The organism is Methylobacterium sp. Leaf361 (genome assembly GCF_001424445.1).
Lineage (GTDB): Bacteria > Pseudomonadota > Alphaproteobacteria > Rhizobiales > Beijerinckiaceae > Methylobacterium.
The window spans coordinates 294,487-310,699 of record NZ_LMPY01000023.1 but is presented as its reverse complement, the minus strand read 5'-3'; the positions used below and the strand labels follow the sequence as shown (position 1 = coordinate 310,699).

Annotated in this window: 14 protein-coding genes; 9 read left to right on the top strand and 5 right to left on the bottom strand. The window is 72.8% G+C overall.

All coding sequences use genetic code 11. From position 1 onward, the window contains the following. Position 1 precedes the first annotated feature (1 nt). On the bottom strand, positions 2-688 hold the full coding sequence (locus ASG32_RS17340) for a Crp/Fnr family transcriptional regulator (protein WP_026604752.1): 687 nt from the start codon (positions 686-688) through the stop codon (positions 2-4). Positions 689-932: 244 nt separating this feature from the next. Here ASG32_RS17340 and ASG32_RS17335 point away from each other — a divergent pair, with 244 nt between their 5' ends. Continuing rightward, complete coding sequence (locus ASG32_RS17335) at positions 933-1,835, top strand: UDP-3-O-acyl N-acetylglycosamine deacetylase (protein WP_056528515.1); 903 nt, start codon at positions 933-935, stop codon at positions 1,833-1,835. 9 nt (positions 1,836-1,844) lie between these two features. Here ASG32_RS17335 and ASG32_RS17330 read toward each other — a convergent pair whose 3' ends face one another. Beyond that, entirely contained in the window at positions 1,845-2,909 is a 1,065-nt protein-coding gene (locus tag ASG32_RS17330) for an HD domain-containing phosphohydrolase (RefSeq protein WP_056528512.1), read from the bottom strand. A 265-nt stretch (positions 2,910-3,174) separates the two neighbouring features. On the opposite strand from ASG32_RS17330, the gene ASG32_RS17325 reads away from it, so the two are divergent. After that, a complete protein-coding gene (locus ASG32_RS17325; RefSeq protein WP_056528509.1) occupies positions 3,175-5,040 on the top strand; it encodes an ABC-F family ATP-binding cassette domain-containing protein in 1,866 nt (621 codons plus the stop codon). A gap of 10 nt (positions 5,041-5,050) precedes the next feature. On the opposite strand, the gene ASG32_RS17320 is transcribed toward ASG32_RS17325, so the two are convergent. Continuing rightward, positions 5,051-6,355 carry an aspartate aminotransferase family protein gene (locus tag ASG32_RS17320; RefSeq protein WP_056528507.1) on the bottom strand — a complete coding sequence of 435 codons (1,305 nt, stop codon included), beginning with the start codon at positions 6,353-6,355 and terminating at the stop codon, positions 5,051-5,053. A 92-nt stretch (positions 6,356-6,447) separates the two neighbouring features. Between ASG32_RS17320 and ASG32_RS17315 the strand changes: the two genes are divergently transcribed. Then, positions 6,448-7,302 (top strand): LysR substrate-binding domain-containing protein, encoded by an 855-nt coding sequence (locus ASG32_RS17315; RefSeq protein WP_056528504.1) that lies wholly within the window; start codon positions 6,448-6,450, stop codon positions 7,300-7,302. A gap of 91 nt (positions 7,303-7,393) precedes the next feature. On the opposite strand, the gene ASG32_RS17310 is transcribed toward ASG32_RS17315, so the two are convergent. Beyond that, entirely contained in the window at positions 7,394-8,059 is a 666-nt protein-coding gene (locus ASG32_RS17310; protein ID WP_244492014.1) for a hypothetical protein, read from the bottom strand. A 724-nt stretch (positions 8,060-8,783) separates the two neighbouring features. Here ASG32_RS17310 and ASG32_RS17300 point away from each other — a divergent pair. The 6 genes from ASG32_RS17300 (at position 8,784) to ASG32_RS17275 (ending at position 15,183) form a co-directional block, all read left to right on the top strand. Further along, positions 8,784-9,848 carry a WcbI family polysaccharide biosynthesis putative acetyltransferase gene (locus tag ASG32_RS17300; protein WP_020091925.1) on the top strand — a complete coding sequence of 355 codons (1,065 nt, stop codon included), beginning with the start codon at positions 8,784-8,786 and terminating at the stop codon, positions 9,846-9,848. Positions 9,849-9,928: 80 nt separating this feature from the next. Then, complete coding sequence (locus tag ASG32_RS17295; protein ID WP_056528498.1) at positions 9,929-10,957, top strand: alpha/beta hydrolase; 1,029 nt, start codon at positions 9,929-9,931, stop codon at positions 10,955-10,957. 185 nt (positions 10,958-11,142) lie between these two features. After that, a complete protein-coding gene (locus ASG32_RS17290; protein ID WP_056528495.1) occupies positions 11,143-11,580 on the top strand; it encodes a heme-binding protein in 438 nt (145 codons plus the stop codon). A 2-nt stretch (positions 11,581-11,582) separates the two neighbouring features. Next, positions 11,583-13,169: a peptide ABC transporter substrate-binding protein gene (locus tag ASG32_RS17285; RefSeq protein WP_056528491.1), complete on the top strand. Its 1,587-nt coding sequence runs from the start codon at positions 11,583-11,585 to the stop codon at positions 13,167-13,169. After that, a complete protein-coding gene (locus ASG32_RS17280) occupies positions 13,166-14,089 on the top strand; it encodes an ABC transporter permease subunit (RefSeq protein ID WP_056528488.1) in 924 nt (307 codons plus the stop codon). Before ASG32_RS17285 ends, ASG32_RS17280 begins: the two co-directional genes overlap by 4 nt. Then, the gene (locus ASG32_RS17275; protein WP_056528485.1) at positions 14,086-15,183 is read left to right on the top strand and encodes an ABC transporter permease; all 1,098 of its coding nucleotides are present in this window, start codon (positions 14,086-14,088) and stop codon (positions 15,181-15,183) included. Before ASG32_RS17280 ends, ASG32_RS17275 begins: the two co-directional genes overlap by 4 nt. 26 nt (positions 15,184-15,209) lie before the next feature. Here the strand turns inward: ASG32_RS17275 and ASG32_RS17270 are convergent, their stop codons facing one another. Continuing rightward, positions 15,210-16,166: a D-2-hydroxyacid dehydrogenase family protein gene (locus tag ASG32_RS17270; protein ID WP_199866132.1), complete on the bottom strand. Its 957-nt coding sequence runs from the start codon at positions 16,164-16,166 to the stop codon at positions 15,210-15,212. Between the last annotated feature and the right edge of the window lie 47 nt (positions 16,167-16,213).

Sequence of the window (16,213 nt, the reverse complement as noted above, 5' to 3'; positions counted from 1 at the left end):
ATCAGGAATCCTCGCGCAGCGCCTCGGCCACGCGCGCTTCCAGGAGGTCCGGCCGGCGCAGGACCAGGGCGCCGCGGGTGCGGTCGACCAGTCCCTCCGCCGCCATCGCGGTGAACTCCCGGGTCACCTGCTCGCGGCGGCAGCCGATCCGCGCGGCGAGGACGTGGTGGTAGGGCGGCGGCGAGACCACCCGCTCGCCCGCCGTGCCGGCCCGGGGCACGGAGAGGCGGAGCAGCTCGGCGTAGAGCCGGTGCTTCAGGTCGAGCAGGGCGTGTTCCATGAGCCGCGTGTTCAGCTCGCGCACGCGCTTGGCCAGGAGCCGGAACAGCCGGTCGGCGATCGCCTCGGAGGCGAACACGATCTGCCGGAAGACCGGCGCCGGCACCACGCAGACCTCGCCGCGGGTCAGCGCCGTGACGTTGGCCGAGCGGCCGATCCCGTCGATGGCGGCGAGCTCGCCGAAGAAGGCCCCGCCCCGCATCTCGCCCAGGATGACTTCCTTGCCGGACTGGGTCCGGTTCAGGATGCGGACCTCGCCGGAGGCGATGAAGTACACGTCGGTGGAGATATCGTCGAAGTCGACGAGGACCTCGTTCTCGTCGAAGCGGCGCCAGTGGCAGCGGGGCTCGTAGGGGCTGAGCTCGATGCCGGGATCCTTGAAGAAAGGTATTGTCCCCAACCGCGCCATCGATCGTGTTCCCTCAACTCCGGCCTCCGTCCCTGCCCTGACGGGGGCCGGCCAGCAGATCTGGGGACGGGAGCAGCCCGCACAGTGAAGCCGCGCCCCGCCGGGGCGGTGCTGGATCGATCGGGCGTCGCAATCGTGACGGTCGCGGGCGGGGCGGTCAAGCCGCGTCCCGATGAACAGGAGTTTATTAGCGTGGATCAGGTATCAGGGCTAAATTCCTGGCCCGCCGAGGCGGGCAGTATCGATGCATCAAGACGTACCTTTCCCGCGCTCGACATCCTCCACCGGTCCCCGCCAGCAGGCGACACTCGCGCGCCCCTTCGAGCGTTCGGGCCGCAGCCTCCATTCCGGGCGGCACGCCACGGTCCGCGTCAGCCCCGCCCCGGCCGGCCACGGCATCGTCTTCCGCCGCCACCTGAGGGACGGACGGGCGGTCGACGTGCCCGCCCACTGGCACTACCGGGAATCGCAGCCGCTCTCCTCGGCGCTGCGACGCGACGGCGTCCTCGTGCGCACGATCGAGCACCTGATGGCCTCGCTCAGCGCGCTGCGGATCGACAACGTGCTGGCCGAGATCGACGCCGACGAGTTGCCGATCTTCGACGGGAGCGCGACGCCCTGGTGTGAGGCGATACGGATCGCGGGCCGGCGCGAGCAGAGCCTGCCCTGCCGGGTGATCCGCCTGCTGCGCACGGTGGCGGTCGAGAACGGGCGGCGCCGCCTCGAGATCGAGCCGGGCCCGGGCCTGCACATCGCCGGCCACGTCGCGCTGGCGCATTTCGGATCGATCGACTGGTCGGGCGCGATCACGCCGGAATCCTTCGAGCGGGAGATCGCGCCGGCGCGCAGCTTCGGGCGCTACGCGCGGGCCATGGCGGGCCGCGCCTACGGCTACCTGATGCGGAACGACTTCCTGCAGGGCGTCTCACCCCGCTCGGCAGCGCTGCTGGTGCGCGGGCACGTGCTGGGCGGGATGCGCGTCCCCGGCGAGCCGGTTCGCCACCGCATCCTCGACCTCGTCGGCGACCTCGCGCTGGCGGGCCACCCGGTCGAGGGCCGGATCTCGGCGTTCCACACGGGGCACGAGCTGAACCACGCCCTCGTCACCGCCCTGATGCGGGACGGCAAGGCCTGGGAACTCGTCTGAGGGTCGGGTTCAGGCGGAGGCGCGGCGGGGCGTCTCGCAGGCGACCGCGACCGCTCCGAAGGCGCGGACGAGGTCCGCATCGAGCTTCGCCCTCATCGACTCAAGGATGGCGTAGGCCTCGCGCGGGGCCTTCGGCGCCTTGTAGGGGCGCGCCTCGATCAGCGCGGCGAAGATGTCGGCGATGGTGATCAGGCGGACGAGGTCGGGGATCTGCTGCCCGCGCAGCCCGTCCGGATAGCCCGACCCGTCGAGATACTCGTGGTGCGAGCGGACCACCGACAGGGTCAGCGCGTCGTAGTCGCCCGTGAGCAGCATCTCGTGTCCGAGCGCCGGGTGGCGAGCCATCTCGGCGCGCTCTGTCGGCGTCAGCGGCGCGGGCTTGTTCAGGATCGCGAGGGGGATCTTGGCCTTCCCGATGTCGTGGAGCAGCGCGCCTTTGACGAGGTAGCGGGAATCCGCCTCGTTGAGCCCCAGGACGCGCGCGAACTCGGCCGCGATCCCGGCCACGCTCAGGCAGTGGCGGTGCGTGACGTCGTCGAAGCTCGCCACGACCCTGAGCCATTCGCGCACCTTGGCCTCGCGGATCGCCTGGTTGACCAAGTCGGCGCCGTTCTCGACCAGCGCGGCCGGGGGCGCCTGATCGGCGCGGAACAGGCTGACGAAAGCCGAGCGGGCCTCGTTCACCTGCTCCTGCCAGTTGCCGGTCTGCGGCGGGGCCTTGGCGGTGCCGATCAGGGTCGCGACCGCGTTCAGCAGCATGGCGCTGACCGCGGCGGCCGGCATCGCGCGTGTCGCGCCGAGGGCGGTGGCCTGGATCTCGCCGCGGCCGAGGTTGCCGTGGATCAGGGCCAGGAACGGGATGCCGGGCCCGCGCGCGGTGGACAGCGCCTGGCGCAGCCGGCGCACGGATTCGGAGGTCAGCGCGCTGACGTCGCTGATGATCAGCCCCGCCCCCCGCGGCGGGACGGCGTCGCCGTAGAGGTCGTGCAGCACAACGGGCGTGACGACGCCGAGATTGCGCGCGAGCCTCTCGGCGCGCTCGACATCGTCGGTCAGGATCAGGGTCTGGCCCAAGATTCCCCCCTGTGGCTCGCCCCCGCCCGGGCGCTTTTCCGGCTCACGTGACGACGTTCTAGAGCCGATGAACGCCCTATCAGCGTCTATTTGCGCAGCACTCGCCACAGGTTTGACGGCATTCCGTTAAAAATCCGACAGCCGAAGCTGATGTTTCAAGCTTAAAATAGGCGTCGCGTTGTGTCGGAGGGCGACACGGGGATGCCGGCCTGCCCGCGCGACGGCGGCGCTTGCCTCGCGGCGTCCGGACCGCCAGAACGCCGGCATGCTGCGCGTCAACGACCTCACCTACCGCATCGGCGACCGTCTGATACTCGATTCCGCGAGCTTCACGATCCCGGAAGGCGCCCGCGTCGGGCTCGTCGGGCGCAACGGGGCCGGCAAGACCACCCTGTTCAAGGCCATTCTCGGCGACCTCCCGGTCGACGCGAAATCGGTGGCGCTGCCCAAGGGCATGCGGATCGGCGCCGTCGCCCAGGAGGCGCCCGCCGGACCGGAGACGCTGCACGCCGTCGTGCTGGCCGCCGACACGGAGCGCGCCCGCCTGATGGCGGAGGCCGAGCACGCCGACGGGCTGCGCCGGGCCGAGATCGAGACGCGGCTCGTGGATATCGGCGCCCACTCGGCGCCGGCCCGGGCCGCCGCGATCCTGCACGGGCTGGGCTTCGACGCGGCCGCCCAGGCGCGGCCCTGCGCGGACTTCTCCGGCGGCTGGCGGATGCGCGTGGCGCTCGCCGCCGTCCTTTTCTCGGAGCCGGACCTGCTGCTCCTCGACGAGCCGACCAACTACCTCGACATCGAGGGCACGCTCTGGCTGTACGATTACCTGGAACGCTACCCGCGCACCGCGATCATCATCAGCCACGACCGCGACCTGCTCGACACCAGCGTCGACCACATCCTGCACCTCGACCGCGGCAAGCTGGCGATCTACCGCGGCGGCTACACCAGCTTCGCCAAGCAGCTCTCGGAGAAGCGCGTTCTCCAGGCCAAGGCGAAGGCCAAGCAGGATGCCGAGCGCGCGCACCTGCAGAGCTTCATCGACCGCTTCAAGGCCAAGGCCACCAAGGCGCGGCAGGCCCAGTCGCGGATGAAGCGGCTCGCCAAGATGGAGCCGATCGCCGCGCTCCTCGAGGACGACGTGCCGGTGATCCACCTGCCGAGCCCGGAGAAGCCGCTGTCGCCGCCGATCGTCGCCATGGAGCGCGTCAAGGCCGGCTACGGGGACCGGATCGTCCTGACCGGCCTCGACCTCAGCCTCGCGCCGGACGACCGGGTCGCGCTGCTGGGCGCGAACGGAAACGGCAAGTCGACCTTCTGCAAGCTGATCGGCGGCCGGCTCGGGCCGGTCGCCGGCGAGGTGAAGCGCTCCTCCAAGATGGAGGTCGCCTACTTCGCCCAGCACCAGCTCGACGAGCTGCGCCCCGCCGAGAGCGCCTACGCGCATGTCCGGACCCTGATGCCGGATGTCCCCGAGGCGAAGGTCCGCGGCGCGACGGCGCGGCTCGGATTCGGCGCCAACAAGGCCGACACGCCGGTCGAGAAGCTGTCGGGCGGCGAGAAGGCGCGGCTGCTCATGGGGCTCGCCGCCTTCCACGGCCCGCACCTCCTGATCCTCGACGAGCCGACCAATCACCTCGACATCGAGAGCCGGCAGGCCCTCGTGGAGGCGATCAACGACTACGAGGGCGCCGTCATCCTCGTCTCGCACGACCGGTTCCTCGTCGAGGCCTGCGCCGACCGGCTCTGGCTGGTCGCGGACGGCACGGTGAAGACCTTCGACGGCGACATGGACGATTACCGGCGCTTCGTCCTGTCGGGGCCCGAGCGCGAGGCCGAGCGCGAGACCGAGCCGTCCGGCGGCCAGAAGGCCGAGGCGCGCCGCGCCGGCGTCGAGCGCCGCGCGGCCCTCGCGCCCCTGCGCAAGCGGCTGGAGGCGATCGAGGCGCGGATGGCCAAGCTGACCGCGGCGATCCAGAAGATCGACGCCGCCCTGGAGGACGGGTCCGCCTTCCGGGAGAACGCCGCCAAGGCCGGCGAGATCGCCAAGATGCGGTCGGACGCCGCGACCGCGCTCGCCGCCGCCGAGGAGGAGTGGCTGACGGTCAGCGCGGAGATCGAGGCGGCCTGACGGGGCCGCCTCACACCGAGGCTTCGATCGCCCGCTCCAGGATGTCGACCCCGAGGTCGATCTCCGCGTCCGTGGCCGTGAGCGGCGGGGCGATCCGGAACACGCCGCCCATGCCGGGCAGCTGCACGATGTTCATGCTCAAGCCGAGCTCGAGGCAGCGCCGCGTGATCGCGTCGCCCAGCTCCGGGGCCGGCACCTTCGTGTCCCGGTCGGCCACGATCTCCATGCCCTGCAGAAGGCCGCGCCCGCGCACGTCGCCGATGCAGGTGAAGCGCTGCTGCAGCGCCCGCAGCCGCGCCGCGAGCCGCGCGCCGGCCGCCTCGGCCCGGCCGACCAGGCCGTCGCGCCGGACGATCTCCAGCACCTTGAGGCCGACCGCGGCGGGAAGCGGGTCGGAGACGTGCGTGGTGTAGAACAGGAAGCCGCGGGCGTGGCAGAGATCCTCGATCTCCGGCGTGGTCAGGACCGCCGCGAGGGGCAGGCCGGCGCCCAGGGTCTTCGAGAGGGTGAGGATGTCGGGCACCACCCCGTCGCGCTCGCAGGCGAACATCAGGCCGGTGCGGCCGATGCCCGTCTGGGCCTCGTCGAGGATCAGCAGCATGCCCCGCTCGGTGCATTTGCGCTTCAGCGCCGCGAGGTAGCCGGGCGGGAGTTCGAGGATGCCGCCGGAGCTGAGGATCGGCTCCGCCAGGAACGCGGCGAGATTGCCGGTCGACTGCCGGTCCACCAGCGCGAAGGCGTAGTCGAGCTCGGTCTGCCAGTCGGCAGCCCCGTCCCGCGCGAAGGTCGGGCGGTAGGCGTTCGGGGCGGGAATCGCGAAGGATCCGACCGGGGCCGGGCCGTAGCCCTTGCGGCCGGCGCTGTAGGTGGCCGAAGCGGCGCCCGCCGTCATGCCGTGCCACGACTGCGCGAAGCTCACGATCTCCCAGCCGCCTGTGGCGAGCTTGGCCATGCGCAGGGCGGCCTCGTTGGCCTCGGCGCCGGTGGTCAGGAGAAGCGCGCGCTCCAGCCCGCCGGGGGCGAGGCCGGCCAGCGCGGTCGCGAGGTCGACCACCGGCCGGCTCAGCATGCCGCTGAACAGGTGATCCAGGCGCCCGACGTGGTCGGCGACGACGGCGGCGATCTCGGGATGTCCGTGACCCAGGATCGCGCTCATCTGGCCGGAGGTGAAGTCGAGGATCTTCCGGCCGTCCGCGTCGTAGACGAAGCTGCCCTCCGCCCGCTCGATGATGACCGGCGCGAAGGCGCCGCCGTAGCGCACGAGGTGCCGGCGCGCGCGCGTCCAGAAGTCGGGGTCGTCGTTCCGCGTCGTCATCGATCCGGGTCCCGTGGCAGGCCCCGCCATGCTAGGACCGCCCGCAACCCCAGAGAAGCTTATAGTTCTGAACCGAGGGTTCAGCGATCCTGATGGCCCAGAGCCTCGACATCGACCTCCTGCGCAGCTTCGCCACGGTGGCGGAGACGGGCGCGCTGAGCCGGGCCGCGGAGCGGGTCGGGCGCAGCCAGGCCGCCCTCAGCATGCAGATGAAGCGGCTGGAGGATCTGGTCGCGCAGCCGCTGCTGCGCCGGACCGGGCGCGGGGTGGTGCTCACGGTGCAGGGCGAGCGGCTCCTCGTCCACGCGCGCCGGATCCTGGCCTCGCACGACGACGCGGTGGCGGAACTGTCCGGCGGCCGCCTCAACGGCACGCTCAGGTTCGGCTGCCCGGACGATTACGCGCAGGCCTTCCTCCCCACCCTGCTGCGCGGCTTCGCGCACCTGCATCCCGACGCGGCGATCGAGGTGGTCTGCGGCGCGACGCCCCGTCTGGAGGAGCGGCTCGCCCGCGGCGGGCTCGATCTGGCCCTCGTCTCGGTCCCGCTGGCGGCCGGGCGGGAGATCCTGCGGCGCGAGGACCTCGTCTGGGTGGCGCCGCGCGGCGCCGCCGCGCCGTGGCCCGACCCGTTGCCGCTCGCGCTCGGCGACCCCGACACGCTGGACCACCGGGCGGCGCGGGCCGCCCTCGACGCGGGCGGGCGCGCGTACCGGATCGCCTACGCGAGCGGCAGCCTGTCCGGGCTGCTGGCGGTGGCGCGCTCCGCCCAGGCGGTCGCGGTCCTCACCCGGGCCGCGGTCCCGCCCGACCTGCGCATCCTGAGCCGCGGCAGCGGCCTGCCCGCGCTGCCGCGGATAGGCCTGACGATCCGCCTGGACGAGGCGCACGCCGCGCCGCTGACCCGCGCCTTCGCCGCCCACCTGCGCGCGGTGCTGCCGACGCTCTGACCGGGCGGTCCCGCCGGGCTCCCGTTCGTCCGGGCGGGGTAGCCCTGGTCCGGTCGCGATCCCGGCCGTCCCGATCCGGTCGGGAGCGTCCCTAGCCCTCCTCGGACGGCTTCCGCCAGACGACGACGATCTCGTCGTTGTCGACGTTGATCCAGTTGATGTGAGTGCGCGGGTGGGCTTGGCGGATCGTCTCGAAATGCGCGCTGTTGCAGAGCAGGTAGATGTCGCTCCCCGTGTCGTCCAACCCGGCCTCCGCGTCGTGCAGGACGGAGCGGAGGCTCGGACCCGGCAATTGCACGGCCCGGAACCGCCGGCCGGGCACGTCCGGAAAGGCCAGGCTCCAGGCCGCCGTGACCCGCGGGCTGTCGTACGCCACGACCGTGTCGGCGCCGACGAGTCGGGACGGGCTGTGATCCAACCGGACATCCTCGCTCCAGTTGCGATTGGCGGCGCCGATCGTCTTCGTCGTCTCCGGCGACACGACCGGGGTCGTCGCCGTGGCCGTCGCCATCGCCGCGGCAGCGACCTGCGTGCCCCGCCGGTCGGTCACGTCGAGCGCGGCGTCGATCACCTGGATGCGGTTCTCGACGAGCGCGAAGACGGCCCCGGCCGCCTCCGGCGTGAGCGTGTAGATCGACCGCGGATCCGGCGCCGCGACGGGATTCAAATCGCGCGCCGGGGTAAGCACGGTCGCCTCGCCGGGCGGCGCCTTCTGTGCGGCCGCCGCGATCGCGGCCATCGGAGGTACGTAATCCATCGCGCAGTCTCCAGCTTTCGACCCGATGCGGAACCCGGCCTCCGACCCGCGCAGCGCCGTCGCCCGCGCATCGACCGGTTGCCGACGGCCATGCGGGCGTGGATCGACGACCGTCGCGGCGATGCGGAGGGGCGCCACCGCGGGCATGCCGCGGCTGCGCCGTCCGAGCGGCTCGGACCGTGGCCCGTTGTCCAGGCAGGTCGGTCGGAAGCGCCCCGCGCCCGTCGGAGCGGCCGCTGACGCGGAGTCACGGCGAGAGAGGGGATCCACCTCGGTCATCGGGGGCCTGCCGGTCCTCATGACCGCGAGCGCCCAGTCCGCGAGCTTCATGCTTCGTTGAATCGGATTTGTATCCAACGACTTGACTCTGTCAACGGCGCGCAAGTTGAATCGTCTCCGTGACAGACTTTCATGGCCCGTATATCTGGGCGAGATCGTCGGAATTCGGCGGTCCGCTGTACGCGTTGCTTCCGCTCTTCTCAGAAATGGCGGGCGGTGCTCCGAATAATCGGAGATCGACGAGCGCGTCCCTCCGAGCCCGGGCGATCCACAGGCGGCGCGCGTCGCCGTGAGCCGCGGTTCCGCCGCGCGGGTCGCGCAGTCCGTCCGACGGTCGGCACCGCGAGGGGGCTCCTCCCGATGGGCGCGATCGGCGGTCCCGGCCCGCGAGATCCGCACGGGTGCGGTGTTTGCCCGCGGCCTGCGGACATGCGAGAGAGGCCGGATGTTGACCGTCGATAGCCTCTGGCGCGCGCGGCACCGGCTCGCGCAGTTCGGGAAAAAGCGGACCGGCTCGCCGCGCATCCTCGTGATCGGCGTCTGTCAGGCCGGATCCATCGCCAAGACGATGCGCTACCTGCTGCCGCACGCGCAGGTCGATTTCGTCTCGGCGTTCACGGCGTCCCGCCGGTTCCCGCGGCTCGCCGACCTGATGGCGCACGCGGACGGGTACGACCACGTCTTCACCAGCATCTACCTGCCCAAGTTCAAGGGCGGCGGCTCGATCGACACGCTTCGGACGCACCCGAAGGTCCGCCTGATCCCGACCATCGTGTTCAGCGCCTACCATCCCGACCTCGTCCACGTGGGCGTTCAGGATCACGTCACGCTCAACGGCCTGATCTCGGGGCCGATGGGGCACTCGCACTCGGCGATCACGCTGTTTGCCTACCTGTCGGGCTTCTCGCAGGCGCAGGCGCTGCGGCTGTTCTCCGAGCCGGTCTTCGAGCGCCTCGGATACTTCAATCTCTGGGACGAGTCGGTCGCGTACCTGCGCGGCCTCGGCGTCCAGGCCGGGTACGATCTCGACACGCACCTCACGCGCTGGGCGCGTCGGGGCTGCTTCATGCACTCGATCAACCACACGAAGCTCTACGTGGTGGCCGACCTCGCCCGCGGCCTGCTGACCCGGGCCGGCGTGCCCTTCGAGGAATGCGACCTCGACGCGTTCCTCCCGGACGATCTCGGTGGCCAGGGCAGCTGGCCGGTCTATCCGGAGATCGCCCAGCATTACGGCGTGCCCGGCAGCGCCCTGTTCTTCAAGGCGGAGACGCGCCGGTCCGGCCCCGCGCGCACGATGAGCCGGCCCGAATTCGTCGCCGCCTCCTACGCGAACTACGACCGGCGCGAGCGGAAGCTCCTGATCTCGCAGCGCGTCCAGGGCTGGCTCAACGACGCGCCGACGGTGGATTTCCTGCGCGAGGCCGCGGGCCGGGGCGACGCGCCGGCGCGGCCGGCGAGCCGGGCCCCGGCGGTGAATGCCGGCAGCCTCGCCGGCCACGCCTCGTAGCGTCCGGAAGGGCACTTCCCCGCGGGCCCGGCGTTGTCGGCCACGGCCCGCCGCCGCGGGAAGGACGTCGAGGTGTTCCGATGAGTTCCGTGTCCCGCCATCGCACCGGTCGCGCCGCGACCGCGGCGGCCCTGACGCTCGCCGGCTCGGCGGCGGCGCTGGTCGGCTGGAGCGCGCTGGCCGTGGACCGGCGGATGACCCTGCCGCCTGCCCTGCCGGGCCGCCACGAGCGGATCCGAACCCGCCGCGCCGGCGCGCTGTCGCTCTACGGCTCCGCTGAGGCCGAGGGCGTGCCGCTCCTGCTGATCCACTCGATCAACGCGGCGGCCAACGCCTACGAGATCCGGCCGCTGTACCTGCGCTACCGCGGCACGCGCCCGGTCTACGCCCTGGAACTCCCGGGGTTCGGCTTCTCGGAGCGCTCGCGCCGCCGCTACACGCCGCGCCTGATGGTGGAGGCGATCCACGCGGCGGTCGACGAGGTCCGGAGCCGGCACGGCGGCTGGGCGATCGACGCCCTCGCCCTGTCGCTCTCGTGCTCGTTCCTGGCGCGGGCGAGCCTGGAGCGGTCCGACGCCTATCGCAGCCTCGCGCTGATCAGCCCGACGGGGTTCGACGCCCGGCTCTCCGGGGAGGGTCCGCCGGACGGCCATCGCGGCCGCGACTGGCTGCTCCGCGTCCTCGACCGCCCTCCGCTCGGCCGGCCGCTCTTCGACGTGCTGGTCACGCTGCCGAGCATGCGGTTCTTCCTTGAGAAGACCTTCGGTTCCTCCGAGATCGACGAGGGTCTGCTCGCATACGATCACGCCTCGGCTCACCAGCCCGGCGCCGAGCACGCCCCGTTCTGCTTCATCGCGGGCCACCTGTTCCCCACCGACGCGACCCGCCTCTACGAGCGCCTGCGCCTCCCGGTCTGGATGGTGCACGGGGAGCGCGGCGACTTCGTCGACTACCGGCTGGTGCCGCGCGTCGCCGACCGGCCCAACTGGCGCGTCGACACCCTGCCGACCGGCGCGTTCCCGCATTTCGAGCGGCCGGAGGCGGTGGCGGCCGGCTACGACGCGTTCCTGGCGAGCATCATCCGCCTGCCGGCCGCGCGACCGGCGTGATCCGTTAGCGGGCTCGCGGGACACCGGCGCGCAGGCGCTCGCAGACCGGCGGGTCGAGCTCGCGCCGGCCGCAGACCGACGAGGTCGTGTGTCGGAGGCCGCAGCGATCCGCGTCGGTGGACCCGGCGCGCCCCCGTCCGTAAGGATGGAGACGCCGCCCGGAGCGGCGTCCGTGTTGGAATCCGATGATCGACCTGACCCTCGAGGCCGCCCGCACCGTCGTCGACACCGCCCTGCGGGAGGCACGCGCCCGCAACCTCAAGCCCCTCGCCGTCGTCGTCTACGATGCTCGCGGCGCGCTGAAGGCGGTCGCGGTCGAGGACGGCACGTCCCTGCGCCGGGCCGAGATCGCGAGCGGCAAGGCCAACGGTGCCCTGGCGCTGGGCCTCGGCTCCCGGGCGATCCACGCGCGGGCGGAGCAGCAGCCCTATTTCGTCGCCGCCGTGACGCACCTCGCCGGGCCCGACGCCCTCGTGCCGGTGCCGGGCGGCGTGCTGATCCGCTCCGGCGAGGGACGCCTTCTCGGCGCGGTCGGCATCTCCGGGGACACCTCCGACAACGACGAGATCTGCGCCGTGGCGGGGATCGCGGCGGCCGGCCTGAAGCCGGACACCGGCGCCTGACCGTGCGCCCGCGCCGGCGCGACTGGCTGGCCGGCGCGTTCGCCCTCGCGGCCGTGCGGCCCGCCCGCGCGGCCGACGCGCTCTACCGCCGCGGCAACGACGCCGATCCCGAGACGCTGGACCCGCACCGCTCGTCGACCGTCGCGGAGGCGCACATCCTGCGCGATCTCTGCGACGGGCTGCTCACCTACGACAACCGGGGCACGATCATCCCGGGCGCGGCGCGCGCCTGGTCGGTCTCCGAGGACGGGGTGAGCCTGCATTTCGACCTACGCCCCGACGGCCGCTGGTCGAACGGCGAGCCGGTCACAGCGAACGACTTCGTCTACGCGTTCCGCCGGATGCTCGACCCGGCCACGGCGGCGAAATACGCCGAGATCCTGTTCCCGATCCGCAACGCCGCCGCCGTGAACCGCGGCGAGACGCCGGCCGACGCCCTCGGCGTCGCCGCCGAGGCGCCGCTCCGGCTCGCGATCACGCTGGAACAGCCGACGCCCTACATCCTGGAACTCCTGACCCACCAGACCGCGCTTCCGGTCCACCGCGCGTCGGTCGAGCGCTACGGCGACAGCTTCACCCGGCCGGGAAACCTCGTGACCAACGGACCTTACCGGCTCGCCGACCGCGTTCCGGGCGGCGCGATCACGCTGGAGGCCAACCCGCACCATCCGGACGCCGCGAGCCTCGCGATCCGGCGCGTCGCCTTCCTGCCGACGCCCGACATCGCCGCCGCGGTGCGCCGCTACGCCGCCGGGGAGATCGACTCCCTCTCCGACCTGCCCGTCGACCAGATCGCCGACCTGCGCCGCCGCTTCGGGCCGCAGGTGGTGCTCGGCCCTTCGCTGGGGCTCGCGGCGCTGGTGGTGAACACCCGCAAGGCGCCGTTCTCGGATCGGCGTGTCCGCCGGGCGCTGTCGCTCGTGATCGACCGCGAGTACCTCGCTGACGGGCTCAACGGCGGCACCATGAGCCCGGCCTACTCCCTGTGCCCGCCCGGCCTCGACAATTACCGCACGCCCCCCGAGACCGAGGGCCGCCTCGGCCTACCGATCGACCACGAGGCGGAGGCGCGCCGCCTGCTCGCGGAGGCGGGGTTCGGCCCGGACCGGCCACTCACGGTGGAGTACCGGTTCAACATCAGCGACAACAACCGCACCATCGCGGTGGCGCTCGGCGAGATGTGGCGCGACCTCGGGATCGTGACGCGCTACGTCTACACGGACGCGAAGACGCATTTCGCCTACCTGCGCGACGGCGGCGACTTCGACGTCGCCCGCTACAGCTGGATCGCCGACTATTCCGATCCGCAGAACTTCCTTTTCCTGCTTCAGAGCGGGAATGACGGCATGAACGCCGGCCACTGGTCGGACGCCGCCTACGACGCCCTGATGGCGCGGGCCGCCACCGAGCGCGACCTCACCCGCCGGGCCGGCCTGCTCTACGACGCCGAGGCGATCGCCCTGCGCGAGCTGCCCTGGATCCCGCTGATGCACTACCGCTCCAAGGCGCTGATCGCGCCGCGGCTGCACGGCTACCACCCGAACCTGCGCAACGCCGCGCCGACCCGCTTCATGAGGCTCGACGCGTGATCTGCTTCATCCTGCGCCGCCTCCTCCAGGCGGTGCCGACGCTGCTCGCGGTGGTGACGGTCAGCTTCTTCCTGATGCGGCTCGCCCCGGGCGGGCCCTTCGACCTAGAGCGGCCGCTGGCGCCCGCCGCCATGGAGAACCTGCGCCGGGTCTACGGCCTCGACCGGCCTCTGATCGCGCAGTTCGGCAGCTACCTCGCGGCGCTGGCGCGGGGCGACCTCGGGCCCTCCTTCTCGTTCCGCGACCAGAGCGTCCTCGGCCTGATCGCGCGGGGCCTGCCGGTCTCCGCGACGCTCGGCGCCCTCGCCCTCGCGCTGGCCACCGCGCTCGGCGTCGGGCTCGGGATCGTGGCGGCGCTCCGGCGCGGCGGGCTCGTCGACCGGCTCCTCAGCGTCGGGGCCGCCCTGACCCTCTCGCTGCCGAGCTTCGTCGTCGCGCCGCTGCTGCAGATCGCCTTCGGCCTGACCCTGCGCTGGCTGCCGCTCGGCGGCTGGAACGACGGCGCCCCGAGCCACCTCGTCCTGCCGGTGGTGACGCTGGCCCTGCCGCAGGTCGGCGCCCTGGCCCGCCTGACCCGGACCTCGCTGGCCGAGGCCCTGCGGACGCAGCCGGTCCGCACCATGCGCAGCCTCGGCCTTCCGCCGGCCCGCGTCACCCGGCACGCCCTGCGGGGGGCGCTGCTGCCGGTGGTCGCCTATCTCGGACCGCTGGCGGCGGCCCTGCTCACCGGCTCGGTGGTGGTCGAGACGATCTTCGGGCTGCCGGGGATCGGCCGGTACTTCGTGGAGGGCGCGCTCAACCGCGACTACACGCTGGTGATGGGCACGGTCCTGCTCGTCGCCGGGCTGGTGATCCTGCTCAACCTCGCCGCCGACCTCGCCTGCGCGTGGCTCGACCCGCGTCTCCGGGTGGCGGCGTGACGGCGGTTTCCACGGCGCCGGCCCGGCGCGCCGTCCTCCGGTTCGCGCGGGAGCGGACCGCCGTGGCGGCGCTCGCCGTGCTGGTCCTGATCGCCCTCGCCTGCCTGATCGGCCCGGGCCTCACCGGCCACGATCCCGAGCGCGCCTATCCGGACCTGCGCCAGCTCCCGGCCGGCCTCACCGCGCAGCCCGACGCCGCGCGTCTCCGGCCGGCGCTCGAGCGTCTGGCCTTCCGCATGCGCGCGCGGCTCGACGCGGTCGAGCGCGACGGCGACACGTTGCGGCTCACCCTCGGCTCCGACGCGGGCGTCGACCGGCGCAGCCTCGTCTACCTGCCGCGCTCGGCCCTGTTCGGGACCCCGACCGTCCTCGACGAGCGGGACGGCGGCCGCGGGCTCGTCGTGGCGGTGCCGGTACGGCGCCTGCACTTCCCCCTCGGCACCGACATCCAGGGCCGCGACCTGCTGACCCGCTGCCTCGTCGCGGGCCGGATCTCGCTGGCGCTCGGGCTCGCGGCCAGCCTCGTCGCCCTGCTCATCGGCGTCGCCTACGGGGCGACGGCGGGCTTCGTGGGGGGCGCCGTCGACGCCGTGATGATGCGCGCCGTCGACGTGCTCTACGCGCTCCCATTCGTGTTCTTCGTGATCCTGCTGCTGGTGTTCTTCCGCCCGAGCCTGCTGCTCATGCTGGTGGCGATCGCCGCGGTGGAGTGGCTCGACATGGCCCGGGTGGTGCGCGCCGTGACCCTGTCGCTGCGCGAGCGCGACTTCGTCCGCGCCGCGCGGGCGCTCGGCCTCGGAACACCCCGGATCATCCTCCGGCACATCGTGCCGAACACCCTCGGCCCGGTGGCCGTGACCGCGACGCTGCTGGTGCCGCAGGTGATCCTGCTGGAGAGCTTCCTGTCGTTCCTCGGGCTCGGCGTGCAGGAGCCGCAGACCAGCTGGGGCGTCCTGATCGCCGAGGGCGCCCGCTCCATCGAGGCGGCGCCGCACCTGCTCGCGGCCCCGGCCGCGTTCCTGATCGCGACCCTGGTGGCGCTCAACCTGATCGGCGACGGCCTCGCGGACGCGCTGGACCCCCGCCGGGACTGAGTCCGGGTCCGGCAAGCTCCGCGACGTCAGCCCAGTTGCCGGATCGGGGCGCCGGCGAGCCAGGCCTCGATGTCCTCCACCGCCTGGGTGAAGAAGGTCCGGTAGTTGTTGCGCGACACGTAGCCGAGATGCGGCAGCGCCAGCACGTTCGGCAGGCGCCGGAACGGGCTGTCGGCCGGCAGCGGCTCGGTCTCGAACACGTCGAGGCCCGCGCCTGCGATCCAGCCCTCCTCCAGCGCCTGGACCAGCGCGGCCTGATCGATGATCGGCGCGCGCGAGGTGTTCACGAGAAACGCGTCGCGGCGCATGCGGCGCAGCTCGGCCGCGCCCAGGAGGCCGCGGGTCCGGTCGCCCAGCACGAGGTGGATCGTGACGACGTCGCTCGCCTCCAGCAGGGCTTCCTTCGAGGTCGCCCGCTCCACCCCGGCGGCGGCGGCGCGGCCATCGTCGAGGTTCGGGCTCCAGGCGATCACCCGCATGCCGAAGGCGCGCCCGATCTCGGCCACCCGCGTCCCGATCTTCCCCAGGCCCAGAACGCCGAGGGTCGCGCCGGCGAGATCGGTCCCGATGGTGCTCTGCCAGGGGCCGCCCGCGCGCAGGGTCAGGCTCTCCGGCGCCACGTGGCGCGCCAGTCCGAGGATCAGCGCCCAGGTCAGCTCCGTCGGCGGCGTCGGGCTGGAATCGGTGCCGCAGACGACGACGTTGCGCGCGCGGGCCGCCGCGAGGTCGATGGCGAGGTTGCGCATGCCGCTGGTGACGAGGAGCTCCAGCCGTGGCAGCCGTTCCAGCAGAGCCGCCGGGAACGGCGTCCGCTCCCGCATGATCACGAGGATCTCGGCCTGCGCGATCCGCGCCACGAGGTCGTCCGGGTTCGGGATGTGCTGGCTGATCGCGGAGATCGCGACGCGGTCGGAGAGGCGCGCCCAGTCCGCGAGCGCGAGGGCCGCCTGCTGGTAATCGTCGAGGATCAGGCCGGTGCGCATGGGGATGGGGTAGGCCTCGACGGGTGGAGCGTCAACGGATGCCGGGC